At 73.8% G+C, this 19,875-nt stretch carries 17 protein-coding genes and 1 riboswitch; of the genes, 8 read left to right on the forward strand and 9 right to left on the reverse strand.

Annotated elements, in window-relative coordinates:
- Window positions 1–1,373: 1,373 nt before the first annotated feature.
- Both AB0J21_RS01340 and AB0J21_RS01345 read left to right on the forward strand, forming a co-directional pair.
- On the forward strand, window positions 1,374–3,407 hold the full coding sequence (locus tag AB0J21_RS01340; protein ID WP_363143677.1) for a M4 family metallopeptidase: 2,034 nt from the start codon (window positions 1,374–1,376) through the stop codon (window positions 3,405–3,407).
- Window positions 3,408–3,544: 137 nt separating this feature from the next.
- Complete coding sequence (locus tag AB0J21_RS01345) at window positions 3,545–4,126, forward strand: hypothetical protein (protein ID WP_363143678.1); 582 nt, start codon at window positions 3,545–3,547, stop codon at window positions 4,124–4,126.
- A gap of 151 nt (window positions 4,127–4,277) precedes the next feature.
- Here AB0J21_RS01345 and AB0J21_RS01350 read toward each other — a convergent pair whose 3' ends face one another.
- Window positions 4,278–5,378: a glutamate--cysteine ligase gene (locus AB0J21_RS01350; RefSeq protein ID WP_363143679.1), complete on the reverse strand. Its 1,101-nt coding sequence runs from the start codon at window positions 5,376–5,378 to the stop codon at window positions 4,278–4,280.
- Between the two features lie 445 nt (window positions 5,379–5,823).
- Window positions 5,824–5,918: riboswitch (TPP riboswitch) on the forward strand.
- On the opposite strand from AB0J21_RS01350, the gene AB0J21_RS01355 reads away from it, so the two are divergent.
- From AB0J21_RS01355 to AB0J21_RS01370, 4 genes are all read left to right on the forward strand, one after another.
- Entirely contained in the window at window positions 5,910–7,325 is a 1,416-nt protein-coding gene (locus tag AB0J21_RS01355; RefSeq protein ID WP_363143680.1) for a cytosine permease, read from the forward strand. (Overlaps the previous riboswitch by 9 nt.)
- Before the next feature lie 25 nt (window positions 7,326–7,350).
- On the forward strand, window positions 7,351–8,163 hold the full coding sequence (thiM, locus tag AB0J21_RS01360) for a hydroxyethylthiazole kinase (protein ID WP_363143681.1): 813 nt from the start codon (window positions 7,351–7,353) through the stop codon (window positions 8,161–8,163).
- A 47-nt stretch (window positions 8,164–8,210) separates the two neighbouring features.
- On the forward strand, window positions 8,211–8,861 hold the full coding sequence (thiE, locus tag AB0J21_RS01365) for a thiamine phosphate synthase (protein ID WP_363143682.1): 651 nt from the start codon (window positions 8,211–8,213) through the stop codon (window positions 8,859–8,861).
- 83 nt (window positions 8,862–8,944) lie between these two features.
- Entirely contained in the window at window positions 8,945–9,460 is a 516-nt protein-coding gene (locus AB0J21_RS01370; protein ID WP_363143683.1) for a TspO/MBR family protein, read from the forward strand.
- A 78-nt stretch (window positions 9,461–9,538) separates the two neighbouring features.
- Here AB0J21_RS01370 and AB0J21_RS01375 read toward each other — a convergent pair whose 3' ends face one another.
- Window positions 9,539–10,279: a glycoside hydrolase family 6 protein gene (locus tag AB0J21_RS01375; protein ID WP_363143684.1), complete on the reverse strand. Its 741-nt coding sequence runs from the start codon at window positions 10,277–10,279 to the stop codon at window positions 9,539–9,541.
- Between the two features lie 176 nt (window positions 10,280–10,455).
- Window positions 10,456–11,271 (reverse strand): hypothetical protein, encoded by an 816-nt coding sequence (locus AB0J21_RS01380; RefSeq protein ID WP_363143685.1) that lies wholly within the window; start codon window positions 11,269–11,271, stop codon window positions 10,456–10,458.
- A 494-nt stretch (window positions 11,272–11,765) separates the two neighbouring features.
- On the opposite strand from AB0J21_RS01380, the gene AB0J21_RS01385 reads away from it, so the two are divergent.
- A complete protein-coding gene (locus AB0J21_RS01385; RefSeq protein WP_363143686.1) occupies window positions 11,766–12,176 on the forward strand; it encodes a RidA family protein in 411 nt (136 codons plus the stop codon).
- A 200-nt stretch (window positions 12,177–12,376) separates the two neighbouring features.
- Here the strand turns inward: AB0J21_RS01385 and AB0J21_RS01390 are convergent, their stop codons facing one another.
- On the reverse strand, window positions 12,377–12,889 hold the full coding sequence (locus AB0J21_RS01390; RefSeq protein ID WP_363143687.1) for a DoxX family protein: 513 nt from the start codon (window positions 12,887–12,889) through the stop codon (window positions 12,377–12,379).
- A gap of 294 nt (window positions 12,890–13,183) precedes the next feature.
- Entirely contained in the window at window positions 13,184–14,548 is a 1,365-nt protein-coding gene (locus tag AB0J21_RS01395) for an NtaA/DmoA family FMN-dependent monooxygenase (protein ID WP_363143688.1), read from the reverse strand.
- Between the two features lie 483 nt (window positions 14,549–15,031).
- Here AB0J21_RS01395 and AB0J21_RS01400 point away from each other — a divergent pair, with 483 nt between their 5' ends.
- The gene (locus AB0J21_RS01400; RefSeq protein WP_363143689.1) at window positions 15,032–15,538 is read left to right on the forward strand and encodes a cupin domain-containing protein; all 507 of its coding nucleotides are present in this window, start codon (window positions 15,032–15,034) and stop codon (window positions 15,536–15,538) included.
- A gap of 88 nt (window positions 15,539–15,626) precedes the next feature.
- Here AB0J21_RS01400 and trxB read toward each other — a convergent pair whose 3' ends face one another.
- Genes trxB through AB0J21_RS01420 form a run of 4 tightly spaced genes read right to left on the reverse strand, consistent with a single transcriptional unit; the run spans window position 15,627 to window position 19,866 of the window.
- Complete coding sequence (trxB, locus tag AB0J21_RS01405) at window positions 15,627–16,586, reverse strand: thioredoxin-disulfide reductase (protein WP_363143690.1); 960 nt, start codon at window positions 16,584–16,586, stop codon at window positions 15,627–15,629.
- A 29-nt stretch (window positions 16,587–16,615) separates the two neighbouring features.
- Window positions 16,616–18,142 (reverse strand): FAD-binding oxidoreductase, encoded by a 1,527-nt coding sequence (locus tag AB0J21_RS01410; RefSeq protein ID WP_363143691.1) that lies wholly within the window; start codon window positions 18,140–18,142, stop codon window positions 16,616–16,618.
- A gap of 6 nt (window positions 18,143–18,148) precedes the next feature.
- Window positions 18,149–18,925 carry a serine O-acetyltransferase gene (locus AB0J21_RS01415; RefSeq protein ID WP_363143692.1) on the reverse strand — a complete coding sequence of 259 codons (777 nt, stop codon included), beginning with the start codon at window positions 18,923–18,925 and terminating at the stop codon, window positions 18,149–18,151.
- A complete protein-coding gene (locus tag AB0J21_RS01420; RefSeq protein ID WP_363143693.1) occupies window positions 18,922–19,866 on the reverse strand; it encodes a 2-oxoglutarate and iron-dependent oxygenase domain-containing protein in 945 nt (314 codons plus the stop codon). Before AB0J21_RS01420 ends, AB0J21_RS01415 begins: the two co-directional genes overlap by 4 nt.
- Window positions 19,867–19,875 lie beyond the last annotated feature (9 nt).

The following is a 19,875-nucleotide window of genomic DNA, read 5'->3' on the forward strand; positions in this document are numbered from 1 at the left end:
CGCGCAGGGCGAGTTCGGCCCGGCGGCGAACCGGGACCCGTCGGGGGCGGGCGAGGTGCGGCACCGCGTAGCGACATCCCGGGGCGAGGGGCGAGGAGCACGTAGGCCCCGGGGACACACCGCAATGTCGGCCGGGACCTCCCGCGCCGCCAGGCGCGGGCGACGCACCCAGGCGCCGGCACCCCACCGCCTCGGCGGCCTTCACCACCAGGCGAACGGCTCCCCCGGGCGCGTGACCGAGCGGCGTCCGCCCGGCCCGCGAGCCCGCGAGCCAAGACTGTGTTGACGACGTCCGCCGAGTCGAGCAGGTGCCGCAGCACGGTGTGCTCCGGGCGCAGGCACATCCCCTTGACGTCGACTTGACGTCGACGCCGTAGCACCGGTCCAACTCGGCTTCTGGGAAAGCCTCGTGGGCCGCTTCGCGGGAGCGGGCCGGCCATCGAGGGCCCGTCCGGCAGTTGACGTCTGTGGTGCGGCGCCCTGCACGCACTCTCGTCGCACCGGCCCAGGCCCGAGTACGTCCAGCACGAGGCCCTGGAGCCGGCACGTCGAGGGCACACGCCCGGGGGCGTCTCCCGACCGAGGCCGAAGGAGCCGCACACCCCTCCGGGCAACGACGTGAAGGGCCGGACGGGCCCGAGCAAGACCCGCACGTCGCCGCGTCCGCGGCGCTCGGCGATGCCCCCCGGGGGCGGGGCGGACGGGAACCGTGCCGGTCACGTCGCGGGCCGCCGGGCTCCGCCCGCCCGGCGCGGGCGTGCACGGCGTGTTCCGGGGCCCGGCCACGCTGGGTCCGACCGGAGCGCCGGGGGCGAACCAGCGCCCCTCCCCTCCGACGGGCACGCGGTCCCGGCCCCACGCCCGTCGGCGGCCGCGCGTCCTTCAGGTGCGTCCACCCCTACGGACGCCTTGCGTCCCCGCACCCTCAACCCGTCGGTATCCGTTCGGGAGCCAGTCGATCGCCACCCCGAGGCGGGGAGGCGAAATCCGGCCGGGCGGGGCTCAAACCTCGTGGTCTATGCGCGTAGCGTGCCGCCCCGCGCGGACGAAGCGGAACAGCGGGGCAAGTGGGGGTCTTTTTTGTCGCGGGCGTATTGCAGGTTCATGTCATGACCCCCCAAGTCGGCGCACTTCGGGCGCCGGGTGGCGTGGACTCTTTCCCAAGTCTTTTCCCGACATGGGTCCGTATAGCGGTGGCCGGCGTTCGGGAGACGAACAGAATCCGCCAACCTTATGAAGCGCACCTGACAAGTACCTCGGCGGGCTGCCACTCTTCCCTCGGCCACGACGGGGGCCTTCGTCCCACTGCCCCGCTCGCGGCCTGGTCATCCCCCGCCGGCCGCTTGCCCGCGGCCCGTAGAAGGAGTCCTTCCTTGAGACGAACCTCCCCGAGACGCGCGGCCGCCACCGGTGGCGCCCTGCTCGCCGTCTCCGCCCTGCTCACCGCCGCCGTGCAGACAGGGGTCGCCTCGGCCGCCCCCGCGCCCGCCGCGCAGCCGGTGGCGGGCAAGGTCCACCCCGGCGCCCTGCCCGCGCAGCTGACGCCCGCCCAGCGTGCCCAACTGCTGCGCGAGGCCGGCTCGAAGACGGCGCAGACCGCCGACGGACTGGGCCTCGGTGCCAAGGAGAAGCTCGTCGTCCGCGACGTGGTCAAGGACCGCGACGGGACGCTGCACACCCGCTACGAGCGCACCTACGACGGTCTGCCGGTGCTCGGCGGCGACCTCGTGGTGGCCACCTCGCCGGCCGGGAGGACCGAGGCCGTCAGCCGCGCCTCGCGTGCCCGGCTGACCGGAGTGAACACCACGGCCGAGGTGAAGCCGGCCACCGCGCAGAAGCAGGCGCTGAGCGCCGCCACGTCGAAGGGCGCCGAGAAGGCGGTCACCGACCAGGCGCCCCGCAAGGTCGTCTGGCTGGCCGAGGGCACCCCGACCCTCGCCTACGAGACGGTCGTCGGCGGCCTCCAGGAGGACGGCACCCCCAACGAGCTGCACGTCGTGACGGACGCCGCGACCGGCAAGAAGCTCTGGGAGTACCAGGCCATCGAGAACGGCACCGGCAACACGCAGTACAGCGGTACCGTGACGCTCACCACGACGAAGTCCGGCTCGACGTACAACCTGACGGACGGCTCGCGCGGCAACCACAAGACGTACAACCTGGCCAACAAGACCTCGGGCACCGGGACCCTGTTCTCCGGGCCGGACGACGTCTGGGGCAACGGCGTCGGCACCAACGTGGAGACCGCGGCGGCCGACGCGGCCTACGGCGCCCAGGAGACCTGGGACTTCTACAAGAACACCTTCGGGCGCAGCGGTATCCGGGGCGACGGGGTGGCCGCGTACTCGCGGGTGCACTACGGCAACAACTACGTCAACGCGTTCTGGGACGACAGCTGCTTCTGCATGACGTACGGCGACGGTGCGGGCAACGCCGCGCCGCTGACGGCCCTGGACGTGGCCGGGCACGAGATGAGCCACGGCGTCACCTCCGAGACCGCCGGGCTCAACTACAGCGGGGAGTCCGGGGGCCTCAACGAGGCCACCTCCGACATCTTCGGCACGGGCGTGGAGTTCTACTCCAACACCACCACCGACCCGGGTGACTACCTGATCGGTGAGAAGATCAACATCAACGGCGACGGCACGCCGCTGCGTTACATGGACAAGCCGAGCAAGGACGGGGCCTCCAAGGACTCCTGGTCCTCCTCCCTCGGCGGGCTGGACGTGCACTACTCCTCCGGGCCGGCCAACCACTTCTTCTACCTGCTGTCCGAGGGCAGCGGCGCGAAGGTGGTCAACGGGGTCAGCTACAACTCGCCGACCTCCGACGGGCTCCCGGTCACCGGGATCGGCCGCGACAAGGCGCTCCAGATCTGGTACAAGGCGCTGACCACGCAGTTCACCTCGACCACCAACTACGCCTCGGCGCGCACCGGGACGCTCGCGGCGGCCTCCTCGCTCTACGGGGCGGCCTCCGCCGAGTACAAGGCCGTCCAGGACGCCTGGGCGGGCATCAACGTCGGGGCGCGTTCGGGCGGTGGCGGTGGTGGCACCGGCACGGTGTTCTCCAGCACCACCAAGGTCGCGGTGCCGGACGCGGGTGCGGCGGTCACCTCCTCGATAGCGGTCACCGGACGCACCGGCAACGCCCCCTCGAACCTCCAGGTCTCGGTGGACATCGCGCACACCTACCGGGGTGACCTGGTGGTCGACCTGGTCGCGCCGAACGGCACGAGCTACCGGCTGAAGAACTCCAGTTCCTCGGACTCGGCCGACAACGTCACCGGCACGTACACCGTGAACGCCTCGGCGGTCGCGGCGAACGGCACCTGGAAGCTCAAGGTCCAGGACGTCTACTCGGGCGACAAGGGCACGATCAACGGCTGGTCGCTGACCTTCCCGTAAACCCTCCCCCGGCGAGCCCTCACAGGCCGCCCCCGCCCGTGGCGCTCGCCGCGGACGGGGGCGGCCTCGCCGTGCGCTCCCCGGCGCCCCGGGGTTTGCTGGACTCGGCGTGGCGAGCGGTGCGGGAGGAGCGGACGATGTCGGTGTCGGTGCGCGAGGCGACCCTGGTGGACGTGCCCGTCGTGGTGCGGCTGCTGGCCGCGGAGACGGAGCGGCGCCGGGGCGGAACCCCCACCGAGGCCCATCAGAGCGCTCTACGGCTGCTTCTGGCCCATTACGCGCTGGAGGCGGGCATGGTGTGGATGGCGCGTGGGAGAGGCGGGGTGCCGCTCGGCGTCGCCGTGTGCCGTCCGCCGGGCGCGCGCCCGGACCGCGGTGCCCACCAGGGGCTGCTGCTGCGCGAGCTGGGGCATCTGCCGGCCCCCGGCGAGCAGGAGGCCCTGGACCGGGCCGCACTGCGCTCGGCCGTCCCCCGGGTGGAAGAGGTCTGGCTGCTCGTGCTGACGCTCGCCGAGGACGACGGCGGCCCCTCCCCCGTCCTGGCGCCTCTCCTGGAGGCGGCCCTGCGCGCGGCCTCCGGTGCGCCCGTGGTCACCGTGGTGGCCTCACCGGCGGAGCGGGACCGCCTCGCGCCGTTCGGCTTCCGGCCCCTGCACGAGCAGGTGCTGCCCTCGGGTGCCAGGGCCTGGACCGTCGTACGGGAGCCGGCGAACGCCTGACCTCCGCCCGGGCCGGGCACGGGCTCGGCCACCGGGGAGTTCCGGCCGACCGGCCGGAGCGGGTGACCGGGCGGGCGGCCGGAGCGGGTGACCGGGCGGCGCTCGGCGGGGGCCGGGCGTTCGCGAGGTGTCCGGCGGGAGCACGCCCCGCTCAGAGCAGGCCGAGTTCCCCGATCTCGCCCGGTTCCTTGGTGACGGCGCGCTGCCGTTCGGCGGGGCTGCCCCGGGTGAGCAGGTCCTCGGCCGCCGCCGTGACCCGTTCCCGGTCGCCCGCCGAGTCCAGGGCGGGCCCCACGTGGTCGAGCAGGGCGCGCACCACTTCGGCGGCGGGGACGGGGGTGCCGCTCACCGGGTGGACCAGCGGTCCGCCGAGACCGTAGCGGGCGGCGGTCCACAGGGACGCGGCCACCTCGTGGTCCGGCACCCGGGGCGCCCGTGTGCCGGCGGCCTCGGCCCGCAGGGCGGTCGTCACCAGGGCACGGACGAGGCCCGCCTGGAGGACGACCTCCTCGACCGTCGGCATGACGTCGGCGACCCGGATCTCCAGGGTCGGCACGTGCGAGGAGGGCCGGGCCAGCCAGTAGGCGTTGGTGGCGCGGACGGGCAGCACCCCGGTGCCGTACAGCGTCGCGTAGGTCGCGTCGTAGTGCTCCGCGGACTCGAAGTACGGCGGGATCTGGGTGGTGGGCCAGCGCGAGAGGACCATCGTGCGCCAGCTCGCGAAGCCGGTGTCGACGCCGTGTTCGTACGGCGAGTTGGCCGAGAGCGCGAGCAGGACGGGCAGCCAGGGACGCAGGTGGTTGAGCGCGGTGACGGCGGCGGAGCGGTCCACGACGCCGACGTGGACGTGGCAGCCGCAGGTCTCGGTTCCCCGGGCCAGCAGCCGGTACAGGTCGGCGACGTTGCGGTAGTGCGGCGCCTCGCTCTCGGGGCGCGGTGGGGCGGGGCGCGGGGAGGTGCCGTTGGCCAGTACGCGGGCCCCGGCCTTCTCGGCGGCCTCCACCAGGCGGGCCCGGGCCGCGGCGGTCTCGGCGCCCAGAGAGCGCAGATCCGGGCAGACCGGGGTGGTCGTCTCGATCATGCTGGTCAGCAGTTCGCGCTGCGGGGCGGTGGCCGCCTCGTCGGGGTGCAGTCTGCGGTGGGCGGTGAGCAGGTCGGCGGCGCCCTCGACCGGGACGAGGGTGTCCGGGTCCACGAGGAGGAACTCCTCCTCGACCCCTAGGGTCGGCGGCGCGTCGGCCGGGGCGCTCATCGCGGGCCGCCCGGGTGGCGGTGGAGCATGAACACTTCTTCACTGATCATGCGTGGTCCTCCGGGTGGGGAGCGGGTGGACGGGCCCGGGCGCGGGGCGCCGGGGCTGGGGGCGGGTTGCGGTCGCTGAACGGGACTGCGGTGCGGGCAGGGCGTACGCGGGGACGGTGCGGGGCGGCGGCCTCGTGCCGGTGTTCCGGGCCGGCTTCGTGCCGGGGGCCCGGGCGGCGCGGACAGTGCCTTCCACTGTCCCGCGCGCCGTGCGTGCGGGACAGAGCGCATCCCGGGCGCCCCGGCGCACGGAATCCTCACCTCCGGGCACCGGGTGCACGACCGGAAATCGCGTAGCGGCAGGGGCCGCGAGGCCGTGTCCGGGGTGGTCACGACGCCCCGGCCGTCCCACCCGTCCCACCGGCGGCCGTGGGTCAGGCGTTACGCTTGCCCGCGTACCGGACACGGGGTGCCCCGCTCGGGGGCTGAGATCACACCCGTCGAACCTGAACCAGCTCGTACTGGCGGAGGGATGTCTTTCATGTCGTTGCCGCACGTCTCCGACGGCTCCTCGCAGCAGCACACCACCGCGGAACGCTCCGTCTTCGACGGCCGGATGCCCTCCGCGCCGGGCGATCTGCGGATGGAGGCGCGCGGGATCACGCCGGTCCCCGAATCGCACCGCTACGGCGGGCCCGGCCGGCTGTTCACCGTGTGGTTCGCGCCCAATCTGACGATGACCGGGGTGTTCACCGGCACGCTGGGCGCGGTGCTCGGCCTCGACGTCGCCACCGCGCTGGCCGCCGTCGTGTTCGGCACCCTGCTCGGCGCGGTGCCCGCGGCCTGGCTCGGGACCTGGGGCAGCCGGACCGGGGCGGGTCAACTCCCCTTGTCGACGCTGGCCTTCGGGAAGGCGGTCGCCCTGCCCGGGATACTCCAGTGGCTGTCCTCGGTGGCCTGGGACGCCCTGATCGGCCTGTTCGGCGGTGACGCGCTCGCGCGGCTGCTGGGCTGGCCGTTCTGGATCGGGGTGCTGGTCATGATGGCGGGCCAGGGACTGGTCGGGGCGCTCGGGTACGAGGCGATCCACCGCCTCCAGAGAGTCATGTCCTTCGCGCTCGCGGTGGCCTTCGTGGTGCTCGCGGTGAAGCTGCTCGACGGGGCCGATCCGGTGACCACGAGCGGCGTGCACGGCATGGACCGCTTCGGGGCGATCGTGCTCACCTCGACGGTCGCGCTGAGCCTGTCCCTGTCCTGGGCGCCGTACGCGAGCGACTTCAGCCGCTACCTTCCGCGCGAGACCTCCCGGCCGCGCATGTTCTGGTTCACGCTGCTCGGGATCGGGCTGTCCTTCGTCGCGGTGCAGTCGCTCGGGCTGTGGGGTGCCTCGGTGTTCACCGACCAGACCGCGAAGGGCGTGGACGAACTGCTGGGCGGCGGCGCGCTCAGCGCTTTCGGGCTGCTCGCGGTGGCGCTCGCCGCGCTGTGCAGCAACGCGATGAACGACTACAGCGGTTCCCTCGCCCTCCAGACGGTGGGGGTGCGCATCCCGCGCCCGCTCGCGGCGGTCCTCGCGGCGGCGCTCGGGTTCCCGCTGGTGCTGTGGATGCACGCGGCGGACACGGCGGCCCGCTTCCAGAACGTCCTGCTGTTCGTCGGGTACTGGATTCCCGGCTTCGTCGCCGTCGTGGCCGTCGACTGGCTCGTCCGGGCGCGGGAACGCGGCGGCGCCCCGGTGGACCTGGCGGCCGAGACGGCGCGTCCGCAGCCGTCCTGGCCGGCCCCGCTGGCCTTCGTCGTGGCCTTCGCCGCCGCCGTCCCCTTCATGAACACCTCGCTGTACGTCGGTCCCGTCGCCGAGGCGCTGCACGGTGCGGACCTCGCCTACTACGTGGCCTTCGTCGTCGCCCTGCTCGTCTACGTGCCGCTGCGGTCGCGCCGCCCGGGCCGTGCCTGAACCACCGAACGACCGGAGAGTCCCCATGCCTTCGCCGAGCCCCGCCGACCTGCTCCCCTTCACCCGCGAGGCCCTCGACCGGGTGCGCGCCCGGGAGCCGCTCGTGCAGTGCCTGACCAACACGGTCGTCACCAACTTCACCGCCAACGCGCTGCTCGCGCTCGGCGCGGCGCCCGCGATGGTCGACATCCCGGTGGAGGCGGGGGCCTTCGCGCGGGTCGCCTCCGGTGTCCTCGTCAATCTCGGCACGGTCCACGCCGAGCAGCGCACGGCGATGACCGAGGCGGCGCACGCGGCGCGCGCGGCGGGTACGCCGTGGGTCCTGGACCCGGTCGCGATCGGCGCCCTGCCGGTGCGTACGGCGCTCGCGCACGAGCTGCTGGCCCTGCGGCCGGCCGTGGTGCGGGGCAACGCCTCGGAGATCATCGCGCTCGCCGGGGCGGGCGGGGGCGGGCGCGGCGTGGACTCGGCGCAGGACGTCGAGGCGGCGGCGGACGCGGCCCGTGAGCTGGCCCGTTCCTCGGGCGCGGTCGTCGCGGTGTCCGGGGCGGTGGACCTCGTCACCGACGGCGAGCGCACCGCCCGGGTGGCCAACGGCGACGCGTTGCTGACCCGGGTGACCGGTGGCGGCTGCGCGCTGGGCGCGGTGATGGCCGCGTACGCCTCGGTGGACGGGGACCGGTTCGCGACGACGGTCGCGGCGGTCGCCGCGTACACGGTGGCCGCCGAGATCGCGGTGCCCCGGTCGGCGGGCCCGGGTTCCTTCGCGGTGTCCTTCCTCGACGCCCTGGCGGGGCTGACCGGGGCGGACCTCGACCGCCGGGCGGAGCTGTCGTGACCGGGCCGGGCGGGGGCGTGGCAGGGCGGCCGCCGGTGGACCTCTCGGTGTATCTCGTGACGGACGCGGCGCAGTGCGCGGCCCGTGGCCGGAGTGTCGCCGCGACCGTGGCGCTCGCCGTGGCGGGCGGGGTGACGGCGGTGCAGGTCCGTGAGAAGAACGCGGCGGGGCGGGCGTTCCTCGACACCGTGCTGGCGGTCGCGGCCGTCCTGCCGGAGCGCGTCGCGCTGATCGTCAACGACCGTGTCGACGTGTTCCTCGCGGCGCGTGCGGCGGGCGCCCGGGTCACCGGCGTGCACGTCGGCCAGTCGGACCTGCCGCCCGAGTCGGTGCGGGCGCTGGTGGGCGAGGAGGCGGTGCTCGGGCTGAGCGCGGCGACCCCGGCGCAGCTGCGGGCCGCCGCCGCGAGTACGGCCGGTGTCGACCACGTGGGCGTCGGGGCGCTGCACGTGACCGCCACGAAGGCGGACGCGCCGCCCGCCCTCGGCCACGAGGGCTTCGCTCGGCTCGTGGCGCTCGGCGCACCGCCCGCCGTGGCCATCGGCGGTGTCCTCCCGGCCGATCTGCCGCCGCTGCGGGCGGCGGGGGCGGCGGGTGCGGCGGTGGTGTCGGGGATCTGCGCGGCAGCCGACCCGCGCGCCGCCGCCGAGGAGTACGCGCGGGCCTGGGCGTGCGGGACGGCGACGGGCGGCGGCTGAACGGGGGAACTCCGCGCGCCCCGCCCGTGCGGCCGGTGCGGGAGCGAGGTGTGGGCGGCCGGGCCGGGGGCACAGGGAGCGGAATGCGAAGGACTTCCGCTGTTCCCCTTTCCGGGACGTCCGCCGGTTCCCCTTCCTCCGGAAGGATCGCCGGGGCCGCGGGCGCGGTGGCGGCGACGGCTGTCGCGGGCTCGCTCGCGGTGGACACGGGCAGCGCCTGGTACCGCGGGCTGAGCCTGCCGGCCTGGCAGCCGCCGGGCCCCGTGTTCGGTGCCGTGTGGACGCCGCTGTACGCGTCCCTGGCCTGGTCCGTCTCCCGCGCCCTCGACCGCACGGAGCACGGGCGGGACAGAAGGCGGACCGCCGCGGCCTTCGGGGCGAACCTGGTGCTGAACGCCGGCTGGAACGTTCTCTTCTTCCGGGCGCACCGCCCGGTGGCGGCGACGGCGGGCGCCGGACTGCTCGCACTGTCCTCGGCGGATCTGGCGCGCCGCGCCCACCGGACCGATCCCGTCGCCGGGGCCGCCCTCGTGCCGTACGCCGCGTGGTGCGCCTTCGCCACGGCCCTGACGGCGCGGATCGCCCGGCTCAATCGTTGAGTCCCGTCCCGCTCCCCCACCGGTACGGGAGCGGGACGGGACTCGGCTGAGGGATGTCCGGCCGGTCCGGTGACGGCCCTAATCGGCGGCCGGGTCCGTGATTCCGGGGTCGGCGTTCTTCACGAGCATGGCGAACTGGTCGTGGAACCAGTGGCCGGCCAGCGGCGCGTCCGGCAGGGCACCGGTCTTGTTGCCGCCCGACTCGGGGTCGCTGTAGTCCGGATCGCACATCGGGTCGGGCTGCTTGCCCTCCTCGTTGTCGATGTCCTCGCTCGCCCCGTCGGACTCCCCGGGCGGTTTGCCCCAGACGTAGGCGTCGAGTCCGGCGGCGGGCGCGGCCTGCGGCGGGGCGCCGAGGCCGGCCCCGGACACGTTGCACCACAGCCCCCGGTGGGCGCGGCGGTCCGTCTTCGACTCGTCGACGTAGGTGTCGACGTCGGTGCTGGTGCTCTGCGCCGTCGGCCGGTCCTCCCCGTTCCAGCCGTTGCGTGAGGTGTCGATGAGCATGCCGGTGCTCTCCGGCCGGCCCTGGGCGAGGAGTTCGCGTCTGACGGCGGTGGTGAAGGTGGCCTCGTCGAAGTTCGGGTTGTACTCGTAGAACCGGCCGCCCTTGACCTGTTGGCCGCCCACTGTCGCGTCCGGGTCGGGGAGGAAGGGCTCGGTGGTGGGCGTGTAGTTGGAGACGTTCGTGACGAGTCCGTCGACGCTCGCGGGGCCGGACTCGGTCCCCCGCACCACGTCGGTGTACAGCTCCACGGTCTGCTGGAGGTTGTTGTCCCAGCCGAGCCAGCCGCGGGCAGTGCCTGGCCCGCGCCGCACAGGGCGAGCGCGGTCACCGCGGCGAGCAGGGCGGGGCGGGCGCGGAAAATGGGTAAGCCGCGCCGTCCTGTCGTCTCACGTGTCATCGGGCTTCCTCACGTCGTGGGGCTGGACGTGGTACGCGGGGCCCGGGGCGCGCGCCTGTCCGGGCGGGGCCGCGCGGCGGGGGCGCGGACTCAGTTCACGTCCACCGAGAAGGAGTTGGTCCGCAGCCCGGTGCCGCCCTGCCAGGGTTCGAAACCGGCCTGGACGCTGTTGAGGTACCACTCCCGCTGGATGGAGCCGCGAGCGGCGGCGTCATCGGCGAAGGCGCGCAGATCGAGACCGGTCACGCTGTCCGCGGGGCTGGTGCGGACATAACTGATCACGCTCCAGCCGATGTTGCCGGTCCACACGTCGTAGGTGGCGCCGCCGATCGCCACCCCCGAAGCGGTCTGCGTCCCGATCGGCTGGACGGGTCCCTGGTGCTTCTGCCAGATCATCAGCTCCCCGGCGTTCTGCCCGTCGGCCTGCGCGGTGGGGTCGAACCACAGGTCGTACGAGACGTTGTAACTGCCTTCGGCCGGGGAGGAGGTGGACCAGCTGCTGGTGACGGAGTTCATCGCGTCCACACGCAGCGGCAGTCCGCTGCCGGTGGTGCAGTTGCCGTAGTGGCAGCCGGCGTAGACGGAGGGATAGCCGGCCGGGGCGCCGTTGGTGGGGTTGGCGTGCTCGGCCCTCGTGACCTCGAAGGACGTACCGTCGACCGAGATGCACTGCGGGGTGGACGCGCCCCACACGTTGTTCTGCACGATGTAGCGGCCCCCGTCGACCTGTGTCGAGTCGAAGGTGCCGCACAGTTCGGTCGCCGCGGGGGCCGCGACGGCCGCGGGAGCACCGGCCGTGACGAGCCCGGCGCAGGCGAGGAGCGCCGCGAACGCCGTACGACGGGCTGCGGGGCGGCGCCCGGAGCGGGACGCGGCGGGAAGGGGCGTGGGGGGACGGACGGTCATGGGACCACCTCTCTGGGAGCGCTCCCAGACCGCACGGGGTGGGGCCCGTGCGGGGGAACGGGAAAAGGGTGCACCCGAACCCGGGCCGACCAGGCATCGGGCGCCGTACACCGGCCGTCGGGACCGGCGTTGCCGAAACCGTGGCAGCTTGTCATAGGCCTGTCAACGGTTTCGTTTATGTTTCGTTCTGATCGCCGATGATGGATTCCCGGGGCACGGATGCCGGGGCTCGTCACCTCACGCCCATGCCCTGCGAGAACTCGCGAGGCGGATCGGCTCGTCAAGTCGGCGCGCACGAGGAGTCGTAGCGAGGGAAGGGACTGCAACCGGAGTTCTCCCGGCCCCGGTTGACGTCTCCCGGATCCCACGGATCGTACGGATCCCACAGATCCCCCAGGCCCCCCAGGCCCCCCAGGCCTTACGGATCTCACGGATCTCACGGATCTCACGGAAAGCGAGTGACAGCTCGGCCCGCGGGGGCCAGGCTGACCGGCATGACCTCAAGGATCAGCCGCCTCAATCCGGATCAGTTGCACCCCACCCCCGGCTATCACCACGTCACCGTGGCGGAGAGCGGGCGCACGGCCTACCTGGCGGGCCAGTGCCCTCTCGACCGGGACGGTCGGCTGGTCGGTCCCGGAGCGCTGGAACTCCAGATCGACCAGGTGGTGGCGAACGCGCTCATCGCCCTGTCGGCGGTGAGCGCGCGGCCCGCTCAGGTGGTGCGCTCGGTGATCTATGTCCGCAGCGACACCACGGAGGTGCTGGGCACCGCGTGGCGCAGGCTCACCGGCTCGGCGCTGGGGCCGGCCTTCACCAGCGCCAGTACGCTCCTGGGCGTCGCGCAACTCGGCTTCGCCGGTCAGCTCGTCGAGGTGGACCTCACGGTCGCGCTGCCGGACTGAGGAGGAGAGAGCGGACCTCCCGGCGGAGGCGTGCCGACGCGCCCTCAGGAGCCCTGCGGGAACGCCGGGTACGTCTCCGCTCCAGGGGCGCGGGGGCGGGCGCCCGGGCGGAACGGTCGGCCTGCCCGGGCGTGGGGGGGGTGACGTGCGGACGGCCCTCACGGAGGCGGTGCCGGGGGATGCCCGGCACCGCGCCCCGATCACTTGCCGAGCGGCGTGGGCGGCGCGACGCCGCCGGTCCGGCCGTACGCGGTGCCGCCGTCCACCGCGACCGGTCCGCCGACGGCGGGCGGGGTGCCCGCGCGGGTGGCGCGAGGGGCCCACAGCCCGCCCAGCGAGAGCGCCCCGGGGCCGGTGAACACCAGCAGGAGCAGCGCCCAGCAGAACATCACCGAGGGCTCTCCGCCGTTCTGCAACGGCAGCAGGGCGTGCGGCTGGTGCACGTGGAAGTACGCGAAGGCCATGGAGCCGGAGGCGATGAACGCGGCGGTCCGGGTGCCGAGGCCCGTCAGCACCAGGAGGCCGCCGACGAGCTGGATGACGGCCGCGTACCAGCCGGGCCATTCGCCCAGCGGGACGGTCCCGGCCCCCTCCCGGCCGCCGGGGAAGCCGAACAGCGAGGCGCTTCCGTGACAGGCGAAGAGGAGACCGACGACGATTCTGAACAGCCCGAGGGCGTAGGGCTGGGCGCGGTGCAGCGGATGCGGGGGCATGGGGGGTGCTCCTCCGGGTGGGGGACCGAACGGAGATCACAACTTAGGCACGCCTAAATAGTGCTTGCAAGTTCAACATTCAGCCATGGGATGCACCGCCCGGCCCCTCGTACGTCGCCCTCGTCGGCCGTCGTCCGCCCTCGGGCCGGGACGCGCCTGGCCACCGCCCTGTCCGTCGCTTCCCGGCAGCACGGGGAGGGCGGAGGCGGCGCGGCGCGCACTGTCCGGGTCACCCAGCCTTTTCGGCCGGATCACGTGGACGCCGCGCGCCGGCCACCCGGGCGTTCGTGGTCCTCAGCCCCTCGGGCGGTCGAGGTCTTTGCCGTTCACCGCGTCGGCCGCCCGGCTGTGCCTGTTGGCGGGAACGGGCAGACCGAGGTTGCCGCGCAGGGTGTCCGCCTCGTACTCGGTGCGGAACAGGCCGCGCTTGCGCAGGAGCGGCACGACACCCTCGACGAAGCGGCCGAGGTCCTCGTCGTTGCGGAAGGCGAGGTTGAGACCGTCGAAGGCGCCGGCACCGAACCACTCCTCGATGGTGTCGGCCACGGTCTGCGGCGCTCCGACGAACGGCGACCGGCGCGACTCGCCTGCCAGTGCGGCGACTTGGCGCAAGGTCAGCCCCTCCGCCCGGGCGCGTTCGACGATCTTCGCGGCGCCGGTCCTGCCGCCCTTCTCGGCCAGGTGCCCGACCTCGGGAAAGGGGGCGTCCAGATCGTGCTCACTGAAGTCGTAGGCTCCGAAGGACCGGCCGAGGAGGGCGAGGTCGCGCTCGAAGTCCCGGTCCTCCTCGCGGATCTCCTGTTCGCGACGCCCGGCCTTCTCGTCGGTCGGGCGCACGATCGGGTCGGCGTGGACGAAGATCTTGATGTGCTCGGGATCTCGCCCGTGGGAGGCGGTGCGCCGCTTGATGTCGGCGTAGTACTCACGCGCCTGCCGCAACGAGCCTCCGGGGGCGTAGACGCCCTCGGCGACCCGGGCGGCGAGGGCGCGCCCCTCCTCGGAGACCCCGGCCTGGAAGATCACGGGCCGGCCCTGCGGGGAGCGGGAGAGGTTGAGCGGGCCCGCGACGCGGAAGTGCTCGCCGACGTGGTCGAGGGTGTGCAGTCTGGTGGGGTCGAGGAAGACGCCGCGCTCGACGTCGGCCGGGAACGCGTCGTCCTCGTAGGAGTCCCACAATCCGCGGGCCACCTCAACGAATTCGAGGGCCCGGCCGTAGCGGGTGGCGTAGTCGAGGTGGGCGTCCAGACCGAAGTTCCCGGCTGTTCCGGTGTCGAAGCTGGTGACGACGTTCCAGCCGGCCCGGCCCGCGCTGATGTGGTCGAGCGAGGCGAGGCGACGGGCGAGGTTGAAGGGCGAGTTGTACGTCGAACTGGCCGTGGCCACCAGGCCGATGCGGCGGGTGTGGGTGGCGACGGCGGACAACAGGGTGAGGGGTTCGAGGCGGTTGAGGTAGTGGGCCGGGTAGGTGGCGTTGATGAACTGGCTGTCGACGATGAAGAAGGCGTCGAACAGGGCTTGTTCGGCCGCCTGCGCCTGACCGATGTAGTAGTTGATGTCGACGCCGGCGTTCTTCGCGACCGTCGGGTCCTTCCAGAGACCGTGCTGGCCGGGGCCGCCGACACCGTACGGGTGCAGAGCGAGGTGGAGCTTGCGGGGCATGGGTGTCCTCTCGGCGACGGGTTGACGAGGAGCGGCGACGCCCCTTCGGCCCACCGCCCATGGGCGCGCCCGGGCGGGCGCGGTCCGGTCCGCACGGCGAGACGGGGCGGGAGCGGCCGGACGGCGGCCGGTGCGACCCGGACGACCGGTGCCGCAGGACGCCGGGCCACGACCGGTCCCGGCGGTCGCCGCCTCCGCGAGGCCCGGTCGCGGCCTTCGCGAGGCCCAGTCGTGTCCTCCGCGAGGTCAGCGACAGCGGGTGCTGGAGGTGCGGCGCGGGCCGACGTGAGGGCACACCACTGCGGAAGGCGTCGTGAGCATGGGCACATCCTGGGGGCCGGAAAGAAGGCCTGTCAATGGACACCTGTCAGTGTCTTATGTGGGGGACACCCCTCAGGGCCCGCGTTGCGGGAACATTGCCGCAGGTGAACGGGAATGGACACCTCTTGACACCCTTTCCGGGACCAGCCTAGCGTCGCCGTCATGAGCGAGCAGTTGACGACGCCCGGCGAGGGCTTCCACCCCCACCTCCACGGCGCCCCGGCCGGTGGTGCGGTACCACTGCGCAACCGTCTGCACCACGTCCGCTCGGACGCACTGGACGGCGATACGGCGCAGACGGGCGGCATGCGCCGGTTCGCCGCGATCAGCGGCAGGACGGTGGGCTCGGAGAAGCTGTGGATGGGCCAGACCCACGTCGCCCCGCTGACCTCCTCCTCGGACCACCACCACGGTGCGTCGGAGACCGCCATCTACGTGGTGAGCGGGCACCCCGAGTTCGTCTTCCTGGACGACTCCGGGGAGGTGTCCGAGGAGATCCGCCTGCGTACCTCCCCCGGCGACTACGTCTTCGTCCCGCCGTTCGTCCCGCACCGCGAGGAGAACCCGCACGCCGACGAGGAGGCCGTCGTGGTGATCGGCCGCAGCACTCAGGAGGCGATCGTGGTCAACCTGCCGGGCCTGTACGCCTTGCCGGCCGACGTGGACTGACATCCATCCGGAGGCCGCGGCCCCGGCGGACGAGGTCCGGCGCTCTCGCCGCGCACGGCGGCCCGGCGGCCCGTCGCCGCCGGGCGGCTCACCACTCGCTCTGCGACGGGTGGGCGGCCAGGTGGCGTTCGGCGTCGAGGGCCGCCGCGCAGCCGCTGGCCGCGGCGGTGACGGCCTGCCGGTAGGTGTGGTCGACGGCGTCGCCGGCGGCGAAGACGCCGGGCACACCGGTACGGGTGGTGGGGGCGGCGACCTTGATGTAACCGGCGTCGTCCAGGTCGAGCTGGCCCTTGACCAGCTCGGTGCGCGGATCGTGGCCGATCGCGACGAACAGGCCCGTGACCGCGAGGGGGCGCGGTTTTCCCGTCCGGGTGTCGCGGAGGGTCAGTCCGCTCAGGCGGTCCTCCCCGTGGATCTCGGCGACCTCGCTGTGCCAGGCGAAGGTGATCTTCGGGTCGTTGACGGCGCGCGCCTCCATGGCCTTGGAGGCGCGCAGGCTGCCGCGGCGGTGCACGATCGTGACCGAGCGGGCGAAGCGCGTGAGGAAGGTCGCCTCCTCCATCGCGGTGTCACCGCCGCCGACGACGGCGATGTCCCGGTCCTTGAAGAAGAAGCCGTCGCAGGTGGCGCAGGAGGAGACGCCCCGGCCGCCGAGTTCGTCCTCGCCGGGCAGGTGCAGCTTGCGGTGCTGCGAGCCGGTGGCGACGATCACGGTGCGGGCCCGGTGGACGGCGCCGGTGGTGTCGGTGACGGTCTTCACCTCGCCGGTGAGATCGACGGCGGTGACGTCGTCGTCGACGAGGTCGGCGCCGAACCGCTCGGCCTGTTCCCGCATCCGGTCCATCAGATCGGGGCCCGGCACGCCCTCGGGGAAGCCGGGGAAGTTCTCGACCTCGGTGGTGGTGGTCAGGGCCCCGCCGACCAGGAGGGAACCGGCGAAGACGAGCGGGGAGAGCTGGGCGCGGGCGGTGTAGAGGGCGGCGGTGTAGCCGGCCGGGCCGGAGCCGATGACGATGACGTCGTGCACGTGGTCGCCGGTGCGGGTCACGGGAGGTCCTTCGGGTCTGGGGGCGCGGGTCAGTCGACGGACTGGGCGAAGCGGAAGAAGCGGGCGGGATCGTAGGCGCGCTTGACGGCCCGCAGGCGGCGGAGGTTGCGGCCGTAGTACGCCCGGCGCCAGTCGGCCAGGGCCGGGTCCATGTAGTTCTGGTAGGACTCGTGGCTGGAGTGGGCGTCCATGGTGGTGTGGGCGGCGTCGACCCAGGCGCGGGCGTGGTCGCGGTCCTCGCCGGCGGGGTCGGCCGTGGGCAGGGTGACGGAGTAGCCGGCGTTGAACACCGCGTCGCGGTGGACGAAGGCGGTGGCGGTGGGGTCCACCTCGTTGATCCGGCCGCCGTACGGGAAGAGCCCGAGGAAGCGGAACTGGCCGGGCCGGGGGTCGGCGGTGAGGGCGTCCAGGGCGCTCTGGACGGCGGCGGACGTCCAGGGCCGGGAGAAGTACAGGTTGCGCTGGGTGGTGTGGGCGTCGCGCGGCAGCTGGGCCTCGGGGGTGAAGCCGATGCGGTGGCACTCGCCGACGGTCAGGTCGCCGCAGCCGTAGACCTGCGCCATGGCCCGGTCGTACGGGAGTTCGCTGCTGGTGCGGCTGGTGCCCGGGTGGCCGACGGCGCTGGTGAGGCGGTCCAGGAGCCGGTCGCAGTCGGCCTTCGCGCCCTGGAGGGCGCCGGTGAGGACGACGGTGGGCTCGGTGCCCGCGGGGGCGTCGGTCGAGTGCAGGAACATCAGCTCGCAGCCGAGTTCACGCGGTGCGGCGGCGATCCAGTCCTGCCAGGCGAGGATCAGCTGACGGGCGTCGCCGTAGCGGAAGTTGAGGTTGAAGAGGGTCAGCCGCGGAACGCTCACGGGGGTGACCTCGTAGGCGGTGACCACGCCGAAGTTGCCGCCACCCCCGCCGCGCAGCGCCCAGAACAGGTCGGGGTGCTCGGTGGCGCTCGCACGGACGGCGCGGCCGTCGGCGAGGACGACCCGGGCGGAGACGAGGCGGTCGGAGCCCATGCCGTACTTGCGGGCCGAGTAGCCGAAGCCACCGCCCTGGACCCAGCCGCCCATGGCCACGGTGGGACACGTGCCGCCGGCGATCTGGACACCTCGCGCGGCCAGGGCGTTCACGGCGTCGGCGCCCTGGGTGCCGGGGCCGAGGTGGACGGTGGCGCCGTCGGTGCTCACGGCGGCCAGGCGGGAGACGTCGATGACCAGGCCCGGGGTGGTGGAGTAGCCGGCGGCGCTGTGGCCGCCGCTGCGGACCGCGGTGGCCAGGCCGTTGTCCTGGGCGAAGCGGACGCAGGCGGCGACGTCGCTCTCGGTGGCGCAGTAGGCGAGGGCCTGGGGGTGGACGGCGTCGAACTGGGCGAGCTGGAGCTGCCGGGCGGTGTCGTAGGCCGGGTCGGCGGGCAGGACGAGGCGGCCGGTGAGGCCGTCGCCGAGAGTGCCCCAGGGGACGGCGGCCGGTGCGGCGGCGAGGACGAGGCCGCCGGCGCCGGCGGTCAGGGCGGCCGCGGCGCCGGTGGCGGCCGTGGCGCGTATCAGTGAGCGTCTGCTGAGCATGTCGGTTCAACTCTCCGTCGCGGGAAGGATCGAGGGCGGGAAACGGGTGACGTCCGTGGCGGCGGCGGCCCCGGGGGCCGCCGTGTCGCGCAGGACGAGGGAGTGGGCGGGGATGCGGCAGCCGTCGCCGACGGTGACCGGTCCGAGGACGGAGGCGCCGGTGCCGATCAGCACCCGGTCGCCGAGGACGGGGTGCCTGCGGGTGCCGTCGGCGCCGTCGCGCAGCCAGCCCCGGGAGCCGAGGGTGACCCCGTGGTAGAGCGTCACGTCGTCGCCGATCACCGCGGTCGCGCCGATGACGACGCCGAAGCCGTGGTCGATGAAGGCGCGCCGTCCGACGCGGGCGCCGGGGTGGATCTCCATGCCGGTCAGCAGACGGGCGAGGCGGGTGAGGAGAGCGCCTCGCAGCCGGTGTCCGCGCGTGTGGTGGCGGTGGGCGAGCCGGTACAGCGCCAGTCCCTGCCAGCCGGCGTGCAGCAGCGCCTCCCGGCGTCCGGAGCAGGAGGGGTCGCGGTCGAGGACGGCGTGCAGGTCCTCCCGCACCAGGCGCAGCAGCGACGGGCCGCCGGACGGCGCGGGCGGCGGCCCGACCGGCTCGGCCCGGGTGTGCGGGGCGCCCTGCGCGCGGGCCGCCGGACGGGGGCCGAGCACGTGTCCGGGACAGTGGGCACGGGCGGTCGTGCCCTTCGGCGCCCGGACGGGCGAGGGGCGGGCCTCGGAGCCGTTCACCGGGCCGGAGCCGTTCACCGGGCCGGAGCCGTTCACCGGGCCGGAGCCGTTCATCGGGCCGGGACCGCGGCCGGCGGGGCGTCCAGGCGGCGGATGCGGTACATGGTGCGCTGGAACAGTTCGTCGGCGGTCAGGGTCGCGAACCGCTGCGGTCCCTCCTCGGCGCCGGGCACCCGCAGCGGCGTGAGGGTCGTCCAGGGCGCCGGGTGGCAGAACTGGACGATGGACAGGCGCCCTTCGTGCTGGCCGGGGCGGGCCACCACGCGGTGCACGGCCGCCCGGGCCAGCCCGTTGGTGAGCCGGTCGAGCACCATCCCGACGTTGACGACGGCGTGGCCGGGCGGCGCGTCGACGGCCACCCACTCGCCGTCGACCAGTACCTCCAGACCGCCGGCCGTCGCCCGGGGCAGGGCGGTGATCAGGTCGAAGTCCTGGTGCTCCACGGCCCACACGTGACGTGCGGAGGGGGCCTGGTCCATCGGCGGGTACCAGGTGGCGCGGTTGACGACGGGGCCGTCCTCCAGCAGGTCGGTGAAGTAGTCGGGGTGCACGCCGATGGCTTCGGCGAGCGTGCCCACGACCTCGTGCTGGAAGCGCAGCATGCGGGTGTGCAGCTCACGCAGGGCCGATCCGATGCCGGGTACCAGGTGGTCGGGGAAAACGGGGTCGGGGTAGCGGGCGGGGTACCGGCGGCGCAGCGGGTGGTGGGCGGGCAGGGGCGCGCCCCAGTGGAAGAGTTCCTTCCAGTCCGGGACGGCGCCCTTCTCGGCGTGCTCCACCAGCGGCGGGGTGTAGCCGGACTGCCCGTTGCTGCCGGGTACGCGGCACGCCTGCTTGGCGTCGGCGTCCAGGGCGAAGAAGGCGCGCAGGAACCCGTAGGCCTCGTCCAGCAGACTCTCGGGCACGGTGTTGCGGACGAGGAAGAACCCGTCGTGCAGTGCGGCCCGCAGGTGTGCGTGGCTGCCTGGCCGGTCCAGGTCGATGTCCTTGAACATGAGTGGTCC

This window comes from Streptomyces sp. NPDC049954, from assembly GCF_040656295.1.
Lineage (GTDB): Bacteria > Actinomycetota > Actinomycetes > Streptomycetales > Streptomycetaceae > Streptomyces.

Excerpts from the sequence above, each read along its gene's own strand:
- AB0J21_RS01345 (WP_363143678.1), top strand. The coding sequence starts at position 3,545 with ATGTCGGTGTCGGTGCGCGAGGCGACCCTGGTGGACGTGCCCGTCGTG.
- AB0J21_RS01350 (WP_363143679.1), bottom strand. The coding sequence starts at position 5,378 with ATGAGCGCCCCGGCCGACGCGCCGCCGACCCTAGGGGTCGAGGAGGAG.
- AB0J21_RS01355 (WP_363143680.1), top strand. The coding sequence starts at position 5,910 with ATGTCGTTGCCGCACGTCTCCGACGGCTCCTCGCAGCAGCACACCACC.
- thiM (WP_363143681.1), top strand. The coding sequence starts at position 7,351 with ATGCCTTCGCCGAGCCCCGCCGACCTGCTCCCCTTCACCCGCGAGGCC.
- AB0J21_RS01370 (WP_363143683.1), top strand. The coding sequence starts at position 8,945 with ATGCGAAGGACTTCCGCTGTTCCCCTTTCCGGGACGTCCGCCGGTTCC.
- AB0J21_RS01380 (WP_363143685.1), bottom strand. The coding sequence starts at position 11,271 with ATGACCGTCCGTCCCCCCACGCCCCTTCCCGCCGCGTCCCGCTCCGGG.
- AB0J21_RS01385 (WP_363143686.1), top strand. The coding sequence starts at position 11,766 with ATGACCTCAAGGATCAGCCGCCTCAATCCGGATCAGTTGCACCCCACC.
- AB0J21_RS01390 (WP_363143687.1), bottom strand. The coding sequence starts at position 12,889 with ATGCCCCCGCATCCGCTGCACCGCGCCCAGCCCTACGCCCTCGGGCTG.
- AB0J21_RS01395 (WP_363143688.1), bottom strand. The coding sequence starts at position 14,548 with ATGCCCCGCAAGCTCCACCTCGCTCTGCACCCGTACGGTGTCGGCGGC.
- AB0J21_RS01400 (WP_363143689.1), top strand. The coding sequence starts at position 15,032 with ATGAGCGAGCAGTTGACGACGCCCGGCGAGGGCTTCCACCCCCACCTC.
- AB0J21_RS01410 (WP_363143691.1), bottom strand. The coding sequence starts at position 18,142 with ATGCTCAGCAGACGCTCACTGATACGCGCCACGGCCGCCACCGGCGCC.
- AB0J21_RS01415 (WP_363143692.1), bottom strand. The coding sequence starts at position 18,925 with ATGAACGGCTCCGGCCCGGTGAACGGCTCCGGCCCGGTGAACGGCTCC.
- AB0J21_RS01420 (WP_363143693.1), bottom strand. The coding sequence starts at position 19,866 with ATGTTCAAGGACATCGACCTGGACCGGCCAGGCAGCCACGCACACCTG.